Source organism: Streptomyces sp. NPDC054786 (assembly GCF_053611685.1).
This window is the reverse complement of the sequence record NZ_JBSHAW010000013.1, coordinates 129209-144983: the sequence shown is the minus strand read 5'-3', so window position 1 is coordinate 144983 and position 15775 is coordinate 129209. Positions and strand designations below refer to the sequence as shown.

Sequence of the window (15775 nt, the reverse complement as noted above, 5' to 3'; positions counted from 1 at the left end):
GACGTGAAGGAATCCGATGGCTGAGTTCCAGATCAACGCCCATCGCTTCGACCCGTACAAGAACTTCAAGTTCCTGGTCCTGTGGGACGGTCGTACGGTCGCGGGCGTCAGCAAGATCAGCCCGCTGAAGCGCACCACCGAGGTCGTCAAGCACCGGCACGGCGGCGACCCCAGCTCCCCGCGCAAGTCCCCGGGCCGCTCCGAGTTCGAGGGGATCACCCTGGAGCGCGGCGTCACCCACGACCCGGAGTTCGACCGCTGGGCCAACAAGGTCTGGCAGGTCGGCGCCGGCCTCGGCTCCGAGGTCTCGCTGGCCGACTTCCGCAAGGACCTCGTCATCCAGGTCCTCAACGAGGCCGGGCAGGTCGCCGTCTCACACAAGATCTACCGCTCCTGGCCGAGCGAGTACCAGGTCCTGGGTGAGATGGACGCCAACGCCAACGCCGTCGCCATCCAGAGCCTGAAGCTGGAGTGCGAGGGGTGGGAGCGGGACTACGAGGTGCCGGAGCCGGAAGAACCGTCGTTCACCCATCCGGCCTGAACGGCGGGACGAGGTGAGCAATGGCAGTCACCGGACCCGCTGAGCTGCTGGCCACCTGGGAGGCCGGGCTGGCCGGGCAGAACGGCGCCCGGGCCCTCCTGCTGCACCGGGCCGCCCGTCCCCGGGACGGCACCGACACACTGCTGTCGGTGCCGCTCGGGGAGCGGGCCGCCGACCTCTTCGCGCTGCGCCGGGCGCTGTTCGGCGAGCGGATGCAGGTCACGATCGACTGCACGGACCCGGACTGCGGCGAGGCGATGGAGTTCGACCTCGATGCCGCGGAGCTGGGTTCCCGTCCACAGCTGCCCGAGGGCGGTCTGCGGGTGGCGGAGGGCGACTGGGTGGTGCGCTTCCGGCTGCCCAGCCCCGCCGACCTCGCCGCGGTCGCGTCCCTGGCCGCCGATGGGGAGGACGCCCGGCGGCGGCTGGGCGCCCGCTGTGCGCTCTCGGCGCTGCTGGCGGGCCGGGCGACGACCGACGAGGAGCTGGCTGCGCTGCCCGAGCCGGTGCTCAAGCGGTTCGCCGAAGCGGCCGAGCAGGCGGACCCGGCGGCCGAGGTGACGCTGAACATCGCCTGCCCGGAGTGCGGCGCGGCCACCCCGGCGGAGCTGGACATCGCCGCGTACCTGTGGACCGAACTGGACGCCTGGGCACGCGATGTGCTCCTGGACATCCATCTGCTCGCCTCGGCCTACGGCTGGAGCGAGCCCCAGATCCTGGCGCTGAGTCCGCTGCGCCGCCGCTACTACCTGGAGCTGTGCGCCGATGCCTGACTACTTCGACCGGCTGCTGACGCGGTATGCGCCGGTGCCTCCGGGCGCCCCGCCCGCGGGCCCGTCCGGTGGCCGTGCGGGCGGGTCCGGCGCGCGTGCGGAAGGGCCCCGGCGCGCCCTCGTACAGCCCCGGCTCCCGGGGCCGTTCGAGCGCGTCGAGGCGCTGCGCGGTGTGCCCGCCGAGCCGGACGGGCCGGCGCCGCTGTATCCCGAGGCACCGCGGCCGTTCGCGTCCGAGGGGGAACGGATCCGCTACGAGCGGGAGATCAGGACCACCGAGCGGCAGACCGTGCTGCGGACCGAGGCTCCACGACAAGAGGCCGCGGATCCCGAGCGACAACTACGGCCCGAGCAAGCGCTGTTGCGGCCCACCACACCCCTCACCCCCGGGCCGCGGCCCTCCACTGCGGACGTCATCCGCCCGCAGCCCAGGACGCGGCGCCCGGCGGGCGAAGCGGATACCGCACGGCCCACGGCCTCCACACTCGTCCTCCCCGGTCTCGACGCCGCGCCCCTCGCCGCGGTCTCGATGCTCCGGCCGCGCACCGACGAGCTGCCGGCGGCCCGCGGCGCCGCCCGGACCGCCCCTGCCGGGCGGCGCGGGCAGCGCAGCGCCGAGCGGGTGGTGCACGTACAGATCGGCCGTCTCGAAGTGAGCGCGGCCGGTACGGAACGACCCGCGGCGGGCGGGCGGCCGGCGCGTTCGGAGCGCCACGCGCCCTCGCTGAGCCTCGCGGACTATCTGGCGCGCGGGGAGAGGACGAACTGACGGTGAGGCACCCCACGACCTGCCCCGGGCCGACTTCGCAGGGACGGACTTCATGAGCAACGCACTCGCCGTCGCGACGGTCACCCAGGCCCTGGCACTGCTGATCGAGCACAATCTGCACCCCGAGATCGATATGGCCGTCTCGGTGGAGACCCGTAAGCCGCCGTCGGACCCGCCGACGGACCCGACGATCACGGTCTTCCTCTACCAGGTCACCCACAACCCCTCGATGCGCAACAGCGACCTGGTCACCCGCGCCTCCGACGGAACCCTGCTGAAACGGCCGGCCGCCGCGATCGATCTGCACTTCATGATCAGTGCGTACGGCGAGGAGACCGAGCTGGTCGGGCAGCGGCTGATCGGCAGCGTGGTGCGCACCCTGCACGAAATACCGGTGCTGCCGAAGGAGTTGATCGAGGAGGCCGCGCAGCGTCCCTGTCTGGAGGGCAGCGATCTCGCCGAGTCCCTGCAGCAGGTCCGCTTCACACCGACCCAGATGGACGTCGACGAGACCTCCAAGCTCTGGGGGATGCTCAACAACACGCCGTACTCGCTGTCGGTCGTGTATCAGGCGTCGCTGGTGCTGCTGGACGGCCACGAGAAGCCGAAGCCGGCGAAGCCGGTGCGGCGGCCGGAGGTCACGGCGCTGCCGTTCGGGGCGCCGGGGGCACCGGAACGGCCGCTGACCGGGGAGCGCACGGAAGCCGCCGGGCCGGCCGAGGCCGAGCCGGCGAAGCGTGCCGGCACCAGGTCCGCGAAGGCGACCGGTGCAGGTGCCGGAGCCGGTGCCGCGCACGCCAAGTCCGCCCGTGACACGACGACCACCCGCACGAAGACCGCCGATGCGCACGCCGCCGAGGAGAAGCCGACCACGCATGTCGGCGCCACCACCAACGTCCGGGCCACCGTCACCAAGGCCGCGTCCGGCGGCGGGGCGCGGGCGGCGAAGAAGGCGGCGGGCGGCGCGACGGCCGGGCGTGGGAGCGGCACGTCGTCCGGTACGGGCGCCAAGTCATCCGGTACGCCGGCCCGTTCGCGTACCCGCAGGACGACCAAGGAGGCCGCGGGGGACGGCGGGCGCGACGGCGACCGGGGCGGCTCGCGCCGCCCGGCACGCCGTACGGACGAGCCGGACCGTACCGACGAGCCGGCTCGTACCGACGAGCCAGCCCGTACGGACGAGCCGGGCCGTACGGACGACGGCGCGGAGAGCTGAGGCGCGGTGCGCGGAACGGGGGCGGAGAAGGACATGGGCAGCGACCGCGGCACCGGGCCGGATGCGGCGCCCGTCGAGGCGGACGGCGCCGCGCTGACTGCCGGTATCCGGTCCGTGCTGGCGCGCCTGGACCTCCACGCCGCGCGCGCCCACCGGACCACGGCGGGTGGCGGTGGCGGTGGCGGGGAAGCCCCCGACACCGGCGCGCCCTCCGGCAAGACCGCGCCCCCCGCCCCGGCAGCCACCGCCGAGGCAGCCGGCCTCCCCTCCCCTGACGGCCCGCTCCCGGCCGTCGCCACCCTCGACGTCCTGGCCTCGTGCTTCGGCCTGAGCACATTCGAGCGGGAGATCGTCCTGCTCGCCGCCGCGGCCGAACTGGACCCGACGACCGGGCCCCGCTGCGCCGCCGCGTGCAGCGACCCGAGCCGTGCCTTCCCGACGTTCTCACTGGCCCTGGCCGCACTCACCGACCCGCACTGGAGCGCACTCACCCCCGTCGCACCGCTCCGCCGCTGGCGCCTGATCGAGCTGGACGACGAGACCCGCCTGACCACCACCCGGCTCCGCCTGGACGAACGCATCCTGCACTTCCTGGTCGGCTCGCCGTACCTGGACGCCAAACTGCACGGGCTGCTGCGCCGTACCACCGCGCCCGGCGGCCTGCCGCCCTCGTACGACGCGGCCGCTGAACGGGTGGCGGCGGGCTGGGCAGGCGCCGGCCCCGACGCTCCGCTCCGTGTCGAGCTGGTCGGCGGCGACCTCCGCACCCGCGCCGACATCGCCGCCACCGCCGCCCGCCGCTCCGGACTCGGCCTCTACTCCATGGCGGCCGATGACGTACCGGCCGACGCCGCCGAGCGGGACCGCCTGGCCCGCCTGTGGCAGCGCGAGGCGATCCTGCTGCCGGCCGCGCTTCTGGTCGAGGTCGGCGAGATGGACCGCGCTCAGCACGCCGCTGTCGACGCCTTCGTCGCGGGCGCGGCCGTGCCCCTGGTCGTCTCCGGCCCGGATCCACGGCAGACCGGGCAGCCGCGCGGCGAGCGGGTCACCGTACCGAAGCTCTCCGACGAGGAGCAGCTCGGCCTGTGGGTGGACGCCTTCGCCGACGTCCCCGAGGTGACGAAGCGTCATCTCCAGTCCCTGGTAGCCCAGTTCCAGCTCCCGCCCCACGTCGTACGGTCGGCCGCCGCCGCCGTACGCCGCGATCTGTCCGGCTCCGGCACCCCGGACGCCGTCGCACTCGCCTGGCAGGCCGGCCTCACCGAGGCCCGGATGGGCCTGGACGAGCTGGGCCGGCGGATCGCACCACGCGCCGGCTGGGACGACCTGGTCCTCGCCGACCGCCAGCTGCGCATCCTCCAGGAGGTCGTCGCCCACGTACGCCGGCGCAGCACCGTCTACCAGGACTGGGGCTTCGCCGAGGCACTGCGCAGCGGCCTCGGCGTGACGGCCCTCTTCGCGGGCGGCTCCGGAACCGGCAAGACCCTGGCCGCCGAGGTCATGGCCAAGGAACTGGGCCTCGACCTCTTCATCATCGATCTCTCCCAGGTCGTCAGCAAATACATCGGCGAGACCGAGAAGAACCTCAGCAAGGTCTTCGACGCGGCCGAACGCGGCGGCGCGCTGCTGCTGTTCGACGAGGCGGACGCGCTGTTCGGCAAGCGCAGCGAGGTCAAGGACAGCCACGACCGCTACGCCAATCTGGAGGTCAGCTACCTCCTGATGCGTATGGAGGCGTACCGCGGTCTGGCGATCCTCACCACCAACATGAAGAAGGCGCTGGACTCCGCCTTCCTGCGCCGTATTCGCTTCGTCGTGGACTTCCCGTTCCCCGGTGAGAAGGAGCGGGCGGAGATCTGGCGGCGGGTGCTGCCTGCCCAGGCCCCCATGAAGGACATCGACCCGGTGCTTCTCGCCCAGCTCACGGTCGCGGGCGGCTCGATCCGCAACATCGCCCTCTCCGGAGCCTTCCTCGCCGCGGACGAAGGCGACCGCCTGCACATGAGCCACATGCTCGCCGCGGCACGCACCGAATACCTGAAGCTGGAACGCTCCTTGACGCCGTCGGAGGTCCACGGATGGGTCTGAAGCACGAGGTCAGGAGCCCCGCGCGGGATGCCGTGCCCGGGTCCGCGACGGCCGGGCAGCCCGCGCCGACGCCACGGTCCGCTCAGCCTTCCTTCCGTATCGACATCGGCGAACTGGTGCTGTCGGGCTTCGACGCCCGCATCGATCCGGACCGCGTATCGGAGGCCTTCCGGCACGAGTTGGCCCGGCTCGTACACGAGCGCGGGGTACCGCTGGCAGCGGACGGGACCGGCGTGGCGCTGGACGGCCTCGCCGGGCTGCCGCCCCTACCGGCGACCGCCTCTCCCGTACGGCTGGGCGAGGCGCTGGCGCGCGCGGTGCACGCGGGACTCGCGGGACGGGGGGATGCGCAATGAGTACGGCACGGTCCTCGACGCAGGACACCCGGTCGGCCGCCGACGACAAGCGCCGCAAGCGCAAGGAGCGGTCCGCCAAGTCCCGCACCCCGGAGCCGAAAGACATCGTCAGCGGCGCCGGCCAGCCCCTCGACCCGGGCGTCCGCCGCGAACTGGAGGAGCAGCTCGGCCACGACTTCAGCCAGGTCCGGCTGCACACCGACCGGGACTCCGGGCAGCTGGCGGAGATGATGGGTGCGGACGCGTTCGCCGTCGGCCAGGACATCTTCTTCCGCGCGGGCACCTACCGGCCGGGTACGGCGGACGGGCAGCGGCTGCTGGCCCACGAGCTGCTGCACACCGTCCAGAATCCGCACGGCCTGGGCGCGTTGCGGGCCGGCCGCGACCTGGGCTCGGTCAGCCTGCCGCAGGAGTCGGTCGAGCGGGAGGCGGAGTCGGCGGCGCAGGCGTCGGTGCTGGGCGCGCTGCGGGATTCCGTACGCGAGGAGGAGCCGGCGGCGGAGGTCCGGCCGGGGCAGGCGACTCCCGGCTGGCTGCGGTACGCGACGGTCGACGCCGATCGCTCCCGTATGGAGAAGGTGGACCCGGCGACGCTGGTGGACCGCCTGACCAATGGTGTCCTGCGGTCGCTGCGCGGTGACCCCGAGGACCGCTCGGGGCGGGTACGTCTGCAGCTGGCGCGGATGGCGCCGCAGGTGCAGGAGAGCGTGCTGGACCGCCTGGAGATACGGCTGTCCACCCCCGAACTCGACCGGCTGCTGGACCTGGTCGAGGAGGTGGCGGAGGGGCCGTTGCCGCCGGCGTCGGCCACGGCCCCCGAAGCCGTCCCCGACGAGGCCGAGGTCCTCGGGCAGGAGCGGGCGCAGGAAGCCGCCGCCGCCCGCGACAAGCGCAGGGCGGACGAGAAGGAGAGCGACGGCCGCCGGAAGCGGGCGCAGCAGCGCAAGGACGCGGATCCCGCCGGCGACGGCGGTCCGGAGCGGGACGGGCGGCAGACGGCCGGGGGCGCGGCGAAGGCGTCCGCCGCGGCAGGCGGGACGGCGGCGTCCGGGCAGTCGGCGGCCCAGGCCAAGGAAGCGGCCGGCGCTCGGCAGGGGGAGCAGGCCCAGGCCAAGGAGGACGACAAGGCGGCTACCGGGCAGGCCGCGCGGCAGGACAACGAGAGCGCTGCCGGTGGTCAGGGGGAGGACTCGCCGGAGCAGTCGGAGGAGCAGGCCGGCGAGCAGGACGGGCAGAGCACCGGCGGGGAGCGTGCGGAGGACGCCGGCGAGGGCGGTACCGGTCCGGAGGCCGTGGACAAGAGCGCCGCCGAGCCCGGCGAAAAGGACCGGAAGGGCGGGGACCGCGACGGGCAGCCCGGCTCAGGGGATCTGGAGAACGAAGAGGACGCCGACGACGAGCCGTTGGGGCTTGAGGAGGAGTCCGCGGACCTCGACGAGGACGACGAGGAGAAGGCGGAGCAGGACGCGGACGGGGACGCGGACGCGGAACTGGAGCCGGAGGACGACGAGGACGATGCGGACGCCGATGCCGACGCCGCGGATTCTCCGTCCGATGGCGAACTCAACGGCTCGGCCCCGTCGGCCGCACGGCGGGGGAACCAGAAGGACTCCGGCGGCCGTGAGGGGGACGGTCACGGCGCCCCGGGCGTGATCGACTCGCCCGCCACCGAGGATCCGACGGCTGCCCTGCGAGAGGCGGACGGTGGATCCGGCAGCGGTGGGGGTGCGCGCCCTTCCGAGGAGGAGCAGGAGTCCGACGACCGGATCGGCCAGGATCTCCAGACCGACAAGTCCATCGAGCAGGAGATCGGGCCGGAGCCGGACGAGCAGGCGGACGACAAGGTCGGTGAGGAGTCCGGAGATTCGGGCTCGGACTCGGTGGACCCGGACGACGCGGAGCTCGAACGGGAGCAGGCCGAGGAGCGCACGGAGGACGCCGAGGCGAAGCGGCGGGACGACGCGGCTCGTACCGCCTCCGAGGGCAGCGGTGGATCGGCGTCCGGATCCGGTGGCGACACAGCCGCCTCGGGGCAGCTGTCGAAGGCCGACGAGGACGCCCGCAAACAGGCGGCGGGTTCGTCGTCGGCGTCGAACGCGGCGGACGCCGCTTCGGGTTCGGGTGCGGGTGCGGGTGCGGGCTCCGGCGAGGGGAAGAGCTCGGAGGGCTCCCCGGACACGGGCCCGAAGCCGTCCGCCGGTTCCGGTGAGAGGTCCGGCACCGGATCGGGTTCGGGCTCCGCCACCGCGTCCGGTACGGAAGGCGGCTCGGCGGCCGGTTCCGCCTCCGGTACCGCAGCCGGCAAGGACGAGAGCAGGGAAGCGGGCGGCACGGCCTCGGGCGGCAGCGGAAAGTCCCCGGACGACGCGGCGTCGATGGACGCCACCGCGTCGAAGGACGCGACCGACGGCAAGGACGCCGCGGAGCCGGCGGGCGCCACCGAAACCAAGGACGCCGCCCGGAGCAGGGAGGTGACCGAGGGGAAGGGACCCGCGACCGTGCCGGGCCCGGAGGCCGGCCCGGACCAGGCACCCGGCACCGGGCCCTCGGCCGCGCCCACCCTGTCACCGGGCAAGGGGGCGGCCGTCCCCATGGCCGCCACGGTGGCCAAGGGCGGCGCCCCCAAGCCGGAACCCTCCGCGAAGCCGGAGCCGGGCCGGCCGGCCGTACGGCCGAAGGCCGGGGCCGCACCCCGGCAGCGTCAGGCGGCCAGGCAGGCGGCCAGGACCGTCCGGCGTGGCGGAGGCGGCGGTGGTGGTGGCCGTACGGCCGCGGCCCCCGCGCGGGGCGGCGGCGGTGGCCGTGCCGCGTCCGGTCCGGCGAAGGCCAAGAAGGACGCCCCGACGCCCGATGTCTCCAAGAGCACGCCCGAGGCCGGGCTGGCCACGGTGTCGAAACTCAAGCCGTACCAGATGCTGGAGACCTTCAAGGGCGTCGACGGGGCCGTGGGCAACTCGGTCGGCAAGGAGCGCACGGCACTGCACAAGGGGCCGCCGACGATGGCGCGCCCCATCGGCTCACCCCGTACGGTGCCGGGCGGCCCGACCCCCGCCGCCCCGGGGACGTACACCCACGACAAGGTCGCCCGCACCGACGCGGCCAAGGGCAAGACGGACGAGATCACCGGCGAGCAGCGGCCGGAGGGAGAGGCGCCCGGCGCCGATGTGCCGGAGCCGAGCTGGTGGGACATTCTCCTGACCATCGGCGGCGCGCTGCTCAAGAAGATCTTCCCCTTCGACGACCTGATCGACTCGGTCATGGGCATCGAGACCACGGACGACGGCATGAAGGGCAACCGGGTGGGCAACGCCCCCGGACTGCCGCTCCAGGACGACTCCGATCCGCAACGCACCGAGGAGCAGGGGCAGAAGCTCGACGAGCGCAAGGACGAACTGCACCGGTCCGGCCGCGAGGATGCGGCCAAGCCCATGGGCGAGGACCAGATCTACCCGGACGCCCCCCAGGAGACGTTGACCGCCAAGGTGCGCGGCGGCGGGAAACAGGTCCGGCAGAAGGGCGGCGGGGCGGCCAAGGGGGCCGGCGGCGGCGTGCCGGTCGAGTCCGCGTCCGCCGTGGCCGAGCACGACCGCGGCCCGCAGATCCAGGCGGGCTTCGCCCGGGGCCACCAGCGGATGGCGAAGGAGCGCGGGGCCAAGGACGACAAGGCCACGGCGGACAAGCAGAAGCACGACCAGGACGTGAAGCGCGAGGTCGACGCCGGCACCAAGAAGCAGGCCGGCGAGCGCGAGAAGGGCCGCGACCAGATCTCCGATGCCCGCGACAAGTGGCGCAAGGAGCAGGACGACAAGGTCACGGAGATCGACGACAAGAAGGGCAAGAAGTACGACAAGGTCCGCAAGGACGTCGACGACAAGCAAAAGGAGACGGACGACAAGGCGGACAAGCGCACCGAGGACGACAACAACAAGATCGACAATGAGCATGCGAACGCGCAGAAGGGCGCGGAGCAGAAGAAGGACGACAAGAAGAAGGAGGCCGAGAAGGGGGACGGCGGGTTCCTCGATCAGCTCAAGCAGTGGTGGGAGAACCTCAAGAACGAGATCAAGAAGTTCTTCGAGCAGGCCCGGAAGGCCGTCACCGACCTCATCGACAAGTTCAAGAAAGAGGTCTTCCAGCTCATCGACGACGCACGCAACTGGGTCGTCAAGCAGATCAATGACTTCGCCGACGCGCTGATCGCGTTCGGCGACGAAATGCTCGCCGACTACCCGGCGATGCGTGACAAGTGGCGCAACACCATCAACGCCGGCCGCGACTACGCCGTACGGAAGGTCAACGAGGCCGCGGACGCGCTGAAGGAGGTGGCGGGCAAGCTCATCGACGGGCTGGGCGGAGCGCTCCTCGCCGGCCTGGACATGATGGAGAGCGGGCTGCTGGCGGCCGTCGAGGTCGCGGAGAGCGTCACCGTCTCGGCGGTGGAGTTCGGGCAAGCCGTCGTCGCCGGGCTCGGTGAATGGGCCGCCATCTTCACCGACATCGTCTCCGACCCCGGCGGCTGGATCAGCAAGGCCGGTTCGGCGGCGCACTCGGGCGCCAGGGACTACCTCTTCGACGAGGTCAAGTCGGCGGTCAAGGAGTGGTTCAACAACAAGGTCCAGGAAATCACCGGCCTTTCGCCGGAGGACTTCCAGGCGCTGATCTCCGGGAACGTCAGCGTCGAAGAAATGGGCAAGATGGCGTGGGACGCCGCCGTCCCCCAACTCCCCATGATCATCGGTGAATTGGTCATCGAAAAGGTCGTCGCCAAGCTGATCCCCGGGGCCGGCTGGGTCATGGCGATCATCGATGCCCTGAAGACCGCATGGGACACGCTCAGCGAAATCCTGGCCGCCTTCGGCCTCTTCATGGACTTCCTGAAGGCCGTCAAGAGCGGAAACGGCGCCCGGCCCTTCGCCAAGGCGGTCGCGGCCGGTGTCGTCGCCCTCCTGGAGCTGATCTACCAGGCTCTGATCGACGGCCTCAACAAGTACATGGGCAAGGTCACCAGCAAGCTCGGCGAGATGCTCAAGAACATCCGCGGCAAGCGGCGGCCCGGCGGGCACGGCGAGCCCGGCGACTCGGGCTCGCCCGGCCGGAACAGCCGGCCCGGACACCCCGACAGCCCCGGCCACGCCAACACCTCTGGCCCCGCCGGCCGCCCCGGCCACGCCGACAAGCCCGGCCCGACGGCCGACAAGCCCGGCCCTGCCGACAAGCCCAACCAGCGTCCGGCCCCGCGCAAGCCTTCCCCCGACAAGACCTCCCGCCCGGAAGAGGGCCCCCGCCCCACGAAACACCCCTCTCCCGAGAAGAAGCCCCGCCCGGAGCACCAGCCCCAGCCCAAGCACAAGAAGAAGCCCGACGAGCACGAGCGCCGCGACGACGGCCGCGAGGTCAACGACGCCCGCCGCCGCCTGCGCGACGCCAAGCGCAAGCAGCGCCGCGACGACGACAAGCCGGCCGCCGGCAAGCGCCGCGGCCCGGCCCGCGACACCCTCCGCAAGAAGCGCCCCGACCAGAAGCGGGACCAGGACAGGACCAAGGACCCGCTCCACAAGAAGGACCCCAGGAAGCCTGACCTCAACAAGAAGCACGACGACAAGGGCCACCACAAGGACCGCACCCGGGACAAGGACGGCAAGAAGAAGGTCAGCACCAGGAAACGCCCGCCCCGCAAGCCCGAGTCCCGCACCCGCCGCACACTCCGCCGCGCCCGCCAGACCATCAAGTCCGCCCTGTCCAGGGCCCGCCGCGCCGCCCGCCGCCTCTTCGGCAAGGGCCGCAAGTTGGGCCACAAGCTCAACAACCGCGCCCATCGCCTGAGGGACCGGTGGAGGCGGCAGCGGGATCGGCTGCGGCGTCGTCATGAGCGACGGCGCAACCACGATCGCGACCGCCGGCGCGATCCCGACAGCAAGAAGGACTACGACCTGCCGAAGGTGCACTTCCGCACCAAGGCCGGCGAAATGCACACCCTGCTTTTCAGCGGCCGTGGCAGGAGTGCGGGCCTGGCCGTGCGTAGCCGCCTTGACCCTCTTCAGACGTATTTCAACGAATGGCAAGACGACAACAAGAAGATCAAGGACAGCAACCCGGACATGTTCGCCGAGCAGGAGAGCCTCCTGAAGCAGGCCAAGAAAAAGGGCGACACGACGGACGATATTCAGAATCACCTGCCGGAGAAGGAAACGAGGAATCCGCGAACCGGCAGCCGTCTCGGGTCACCGATTTCCCTGGGAAGCAGTACGGATGCGAACTTCAGCGCACAGATGGCAAGCCTGCAGATAAGCATGGAGGCACTCGCCGACCTGCTTGCGCAACGTTATTCGGAAGCCGATAAACCACCTCTGCCACCCACCATCCTGCCCCCCTTCTCCGACGGCACGGTAGCGAGGAGCTTCAAGGCGTCGTACATCAAAAAGTCCACACCGGCGGGATCGGAAGCGAACGACCGACCAGATGCCTGGCCCTTGGGCTGGGACAAGATTGTCCAGCGCAACCTCGCCATAAATGCGGCTTGGGTGCGCATGCACATGCTGACTGCCGTGCTGGGTGGTGAGTCGTCCACGTCGAACCTGGCGCCCGCACGCGGCACGGACAATATCGACGCCAGAGAAAAAGCAGAGCATCCCGCAGCACGCTCCTTGGGCAAAGCCCCGGGTGGCAGAGGATGGAGCGGCTCAGGCGCACCCAATGAAATGATCTGGTACGACGTCGACATCGCGTATTGGCAGGACTATCCGGGTTTTCCGAGCTCTGTCGTGATGCGCTGGGGAGGATATCACCACCCGAATGGGTCGTGGGCGAGGATCAGCGCAGGCGGGAAACGGTCCGGAAGCTGGAGTGAGGGAAGCTTCGCCAAGCCTCCGTGGGACGCGAACAGCGCCCCCCACGCGATCGCCAATATAAACAGAGACGACGCCCAGTCCATCCACGCCGCCACCCGGGTCAATAAGGGGCCTGCCAAAACCATCGTCTCCAAGAGGAAGCAGGAACCAGGCCAGAGATTCGACGGAATGGAGGAGCTCAAGGCCGCCTTGCTGAAGGGCGTAAAATCCGACCGGCTAAAGGCTTCACGCGAAAAGGTGATCGAGCTGCTGGAAGCGGCAGAGGCGAGCGGACGACTTATTTTCTGACGGGAGCACGAGAAGTGACAGATCGCACGCCCTTCGAAGAATGCTGGCTCAGCATCCTGCAATCATTGCGCAGAAGTCCGGGGATCCACGTGATGCGAGACGTGGAGGGGCCGGCCGAGCTGGCGGTCGAAGACGTTCTCGAATCATTTGACGAGCTGGAAGACCGGGAAAAAGTCACGCTACCTCCCGCACTTCAGGAGCCGCACCTCCAGCTCTCGGAAATCGGCAGCCAGTGGAAAACCGTTGAGCCGTACGCCTTCGTCACGGCCGAGTTCCATTTCACGCCCATTGCTCATCTCGTACACGAAGATCCCCCCGTCTTCGCATCCTCGCTGTCCTCGGATGATGAGCGTCAACTGGTCTCCGAACTCCGCGTCATCGACGAGGCCCCGGTGACCGGAATGGGATCCTTCGCTGCGCTCAGGCTTCAACCTGAAGCGGAAGAGCCCGAGATTTGGTTCACCGACGGTGAACGAGGAATCTGGAAAATGGACCTCGACTATTTCGGCTATTTCGAGGCGCTGCAACTCACCAAGGGCGCCTTCGACTGGCAGCACCTCTTCACTGAAGCACCGCTTGATACCGAGGAATTCGCGAGCGCGGTCGATCGCCTGAGGAACATGCTCGAAGCCCTCCCGAGGATATTCCCCGATCTCGACTATGCCCCGCTCCGGTCCCGCTTGGAGGAACGGCTGTGACCCGCTACGCCGACATCCCCAAGCCCATCCGGTCCGGTCTTGTCATCGTGGACCCCGAGCGCGGAACCCCCCAGCGCATCATCGTCCTCCAGTTCAATCCGGACACCCTGGAGCGGTCAGTCGCGCCCCAAGCTGCCGGCGGGGAAGGCGGGGGCGGGGATGGCGGTGGAGACCGGAATGAGGCCCTGCGGCTCAAGGGCCCCGCCCAGGAGACCTGGAAGTTCACCGCGGAGATCGACGCCACCGATCAGCTCGATGTGGCGGCGCCGGACGGGATTCATCCGGAGCTGGCCGTGCTGGAGATGCTCGTCCAGCCCACTACCGCCCAGCTCCGGGCCGCCTCGCACCTCAGCAAGAAGGGCACGATCGAGATCAGTCCGATCGAGACGCCGCTCACCCTCTTCACCTGGGGCAGTAAGCGCGTCATGCCCGTGCGGCTCACGGAGTTGTCCGTCAATGAGTCGGCGTTCGATGTGAATCTGAATCCGATACGGGCCTCGCTCGGTATCGGGATGAAGGTGCTGACGGTGAGTGATCTGCCGGCCGGGCACCGGGGGGCCGAGTTGTACCTCGCGCACCTTGCGCAGAAGGAGCAGTTGGCGCGCAAGGCACGGGCGGGGAGTTTCGCTCAGTTGGGGCTCGGGAGGGGGATCTGAGGCGTGATCGAGCCGTATGAGCGGGCGTTGGACGACGTGCCGGGAGCGCATCCGTATCCGCGCAGCAGTCGGTACCACGCGGTCGAGATCGGGGTGCACCGGGCGCAGGACGGTACCGAGGTGCGGTATGCGCGGCGGCGGTTGTTGCCGCCGCTCGATGAAGCGGCCGAGGAGACCGTGCCGCATACGGTCAGCAGCGGGGAGCGGGCGGATCAGCTGGGGCAGCGGTATTTCGGGGATCCGGGCCAGTGGTGGCGGATTGCCGATGCCAATCCGGTGCTGGATCCACGGGAGTTGACCGATGAGCCCGGCGAGCGGGTAGCCGTGCCGTTGCCGGGCGGGTTCCCCGGTGGGACGGGTGGGCCAGGGGTGCGGAATGGGTGAGGACCAGCCGGTGGGGAGCGGGCCCATCCATGTGTCCTTGTACATGGGGCCCAAGTCGGCGCGGCTGGTTCCGCAGGAAGTGACGGAGGCACTGCTTTCGGCGCAGATCACGAGTACGGCGGGTGAGCGCAGCGGTTTCCAGATCGCGTTCGATCTGACGAAGAAGGGGGCGATCATTCAGCGGCTGCTGCCCGAGGGGTTCTTCGACCCCAAGACGCGGGTGATTCTGGCCGTGTCGGTCAAGGGGACGCCGTTCGTGCTGCTGGACGGGTTGATCGTGCGGCAGGAGGTGGGGGCCAGCAATCAGCCGGGGCAGACCACTCTGACGGTGACCGGGGAGGATCTCACGCTTCTCATGGACCTGGAGGAGCGGACGGACCGGTATCCGAATCTCGCGCCCTCGCAGCGGGTGGAGCGGATTCTGGGAAAGTACGCGGATTACGGGATCGATGCCCGGATCATTCGGGAGCAGGTGCCGCAGCCACCGCGGGAGCAGCTGAGGGTCGACTACCAGACCGGAACCGATCTGCAGTATGTGAATGAACTGGCCAGGGCCAATGGGTACACCTTTTATCTGGACCCGGGGCCGGTTCCCGGGCGGTCGACCGCGTTCTGGGGCCCGGAGCAGCGGCTGGGCCAACGGCAGCATGCGCTGAACGTGAACATGGACGTCCACTCGACCGTGGACCAGATGACGTTCGCCTATGACGGGACCGCGCGCGAGGAGCCGCAGGCCCGGGTCCAGGATCCGGTGACGCGGCAGGCTCCGCTGCTCGCACAGCCCGACATCAGTCCGCTGCGGCCGCCCCTCGGGCTGCGCGGTTCGCCGGCGCTCAAGCGGCGGACGCTCTCGGGGACGGCGAAGAAGGATGAGGCGCTGGCCAAGGCGGAGGCCCTCGGGCGGGCCGCCATGTCGGCCGACGCGATCTCCGGGTCCGGGCAGCTGGACGTCAACCGGCATGGATATGTACTGCGCGCACGGGAGTTGGTCGGGGTGCGCGGCGCCGGGGTCACCTATGACGGCGATTACTACGTGAAGAGTGTGACGACCAATCTGAGGCCGGGTTCCTACCAGCAGAACTTCACGCTGTCGCGGGAAGGACTGATCGCCCGTAGCGGCACCGTACGACCGTAGCGACATGGAGCCGCGGTTCGCCC

11 protein-coding genes are annotated in these 15775 nt (G+C 70.5%); all 11 read left to right on the top strand.

The window, feature by feature from the left end; translation table 11 throughout:
• Window positions 1–16: 16 nt before the first annotated feature.
• The 11 genes from ACWGI6_RS13630 to ACWGI6_RS13580 are packed head-to-tail and all read left to right on the top strand — an operon-like array spanning window position 17 to window position 15752.
• Window positions 17–541, top strand: a complete 525-nt coding sequence (locus tag ACWGI6_RS13630; protein ID WP_363151679.1) for a phage tail protein — start codon at window positions 17–19, stop codon at window positions 539–541.
• Window positions 542–561: 20 nt separating this feature from the next.
• On the top strand, window positions 562–1314 hold the full coding sequence (locus ACWGI6_RS13625; RefSeq protein ID WP_453267653.1) for a T4 family baseplate hub assembly chaperone: 753 nt from the start codon (window positions 562–564) through the stop codon (window positions 1312–1314).
• Window positions 1307–2083 carry a hypothetical protein gene (locus tag ACWGI6_RS13620; RefSeq protein ID WP_453267652.1) on the top strand — a complete coding sequence of 259 codons (777 nt, stop codon included), beginning with the start codon at window positions 1307–1309 and terminating at the stop codon, window positions 2081–2083. Before ACWGI6_RS13625 ends, ACWGI6_RS13620 begins: the two co-directional genes overlap by 8 nt.
• Window positions 2084–2135: 52 nt before the next feature.
• A complete protein-coding gene (locus tag ACWGI6_RS13615; RefSeq protein ID WP_453267651.1) occupies window positions 2136–3299 on the top strand; it encodes a DUF4255 domain-containing protein in 1164 nt (387 codons plus the stop codon).
• Window positions 3300–3332: 33 nt separating this feature from the next.
• Window positions 3333–5387: an ATP-binding protein gene (locus tag ACWGI6_RS13610; RefSeq protein WP_453267650.1), complete on the top strand. Its 2055-nt coding sequence runs from the start codon at window positions 3333–3335 to the stop codon at window positions 5385–5387.
• Window positions 5378–5743, top strand: a complete 366-nt coding sequence (locus tag ACWGI6_RS13605; RefSeq protein WP_453267649.1) for a hypothetical protein — start codon at window positions 5378–5380, stop codon at window positions 5741–5743. The genes ACWGI6_RS13610 and ACWGI6_RS13605 overlap by 10 nt, the downstream gene beginning before the upstream one ends.
• Window positions 5740–12879, top strand: coding sequence for an eCIS core domain-containing protein (locus ACWGI6_RS13600; protein ID WP_453267648.1), 7140 nt, complete (start codon window positions 5740–5742; stop codon window positions 12877–12879). The genes ACWGI6_RS13605 and ACWGI6_RS13600 overlap by 4 nt, the downstream gene beginning before the upstream one ends.
• Before the next feature lie 14 nt (window positions 12880–12893).
• A complete protein-coding gene (locus tag ACWGI6_RS13595; protein ID WP_453267647.1) occupies window positions 12894–13577 on the top strand; it encodes a hypothetical protein in 684 nt (227 codons plus the stop codon).
• The gene (locus ACWGI6_RS13590) at window positions 13574–14233 is read left to right on the top strand and encodes a hypothetical protein (protein WP_453267646.1); all 660 of its coding nucleotides are present in this window, start codon (window positions 13574–13576) and stop codon (window positions 14231–14233) included. Before ACWGI6_RS13595 ends, ACWGI6_RS13590 begins: the two co-directional genes overlap by 4 nt.
• 3 nt (window positions 14234–14236) lie before the next feature.
• On the top strand, window positions 14237–14617 hold the full coding sequence (locus ACWGI6_RS13585; protein WP_453267645.1) for a hypothetical protein: 381 nt from the start codon (window positions 14237–14239) through the stop codon (window positions 14615–14617).
• Complete coding sequence (locus ACWGI6_RS13580; protein ID WP_453267644.1) at window positions 14610–15752, top strand: hypothetical protein; 1143 nt, start codon at window positions 14610–14612, stop codon at window positions 15750–15752. The genes ACWGI6_RS13585 and ACWGI6_RS13580 overlap by 8 nt, the downstream gene beginning before the upstream one ends.
• The last annotated feature ends 23 nt before the right edge of the window (window positions 15753–15775 follow it).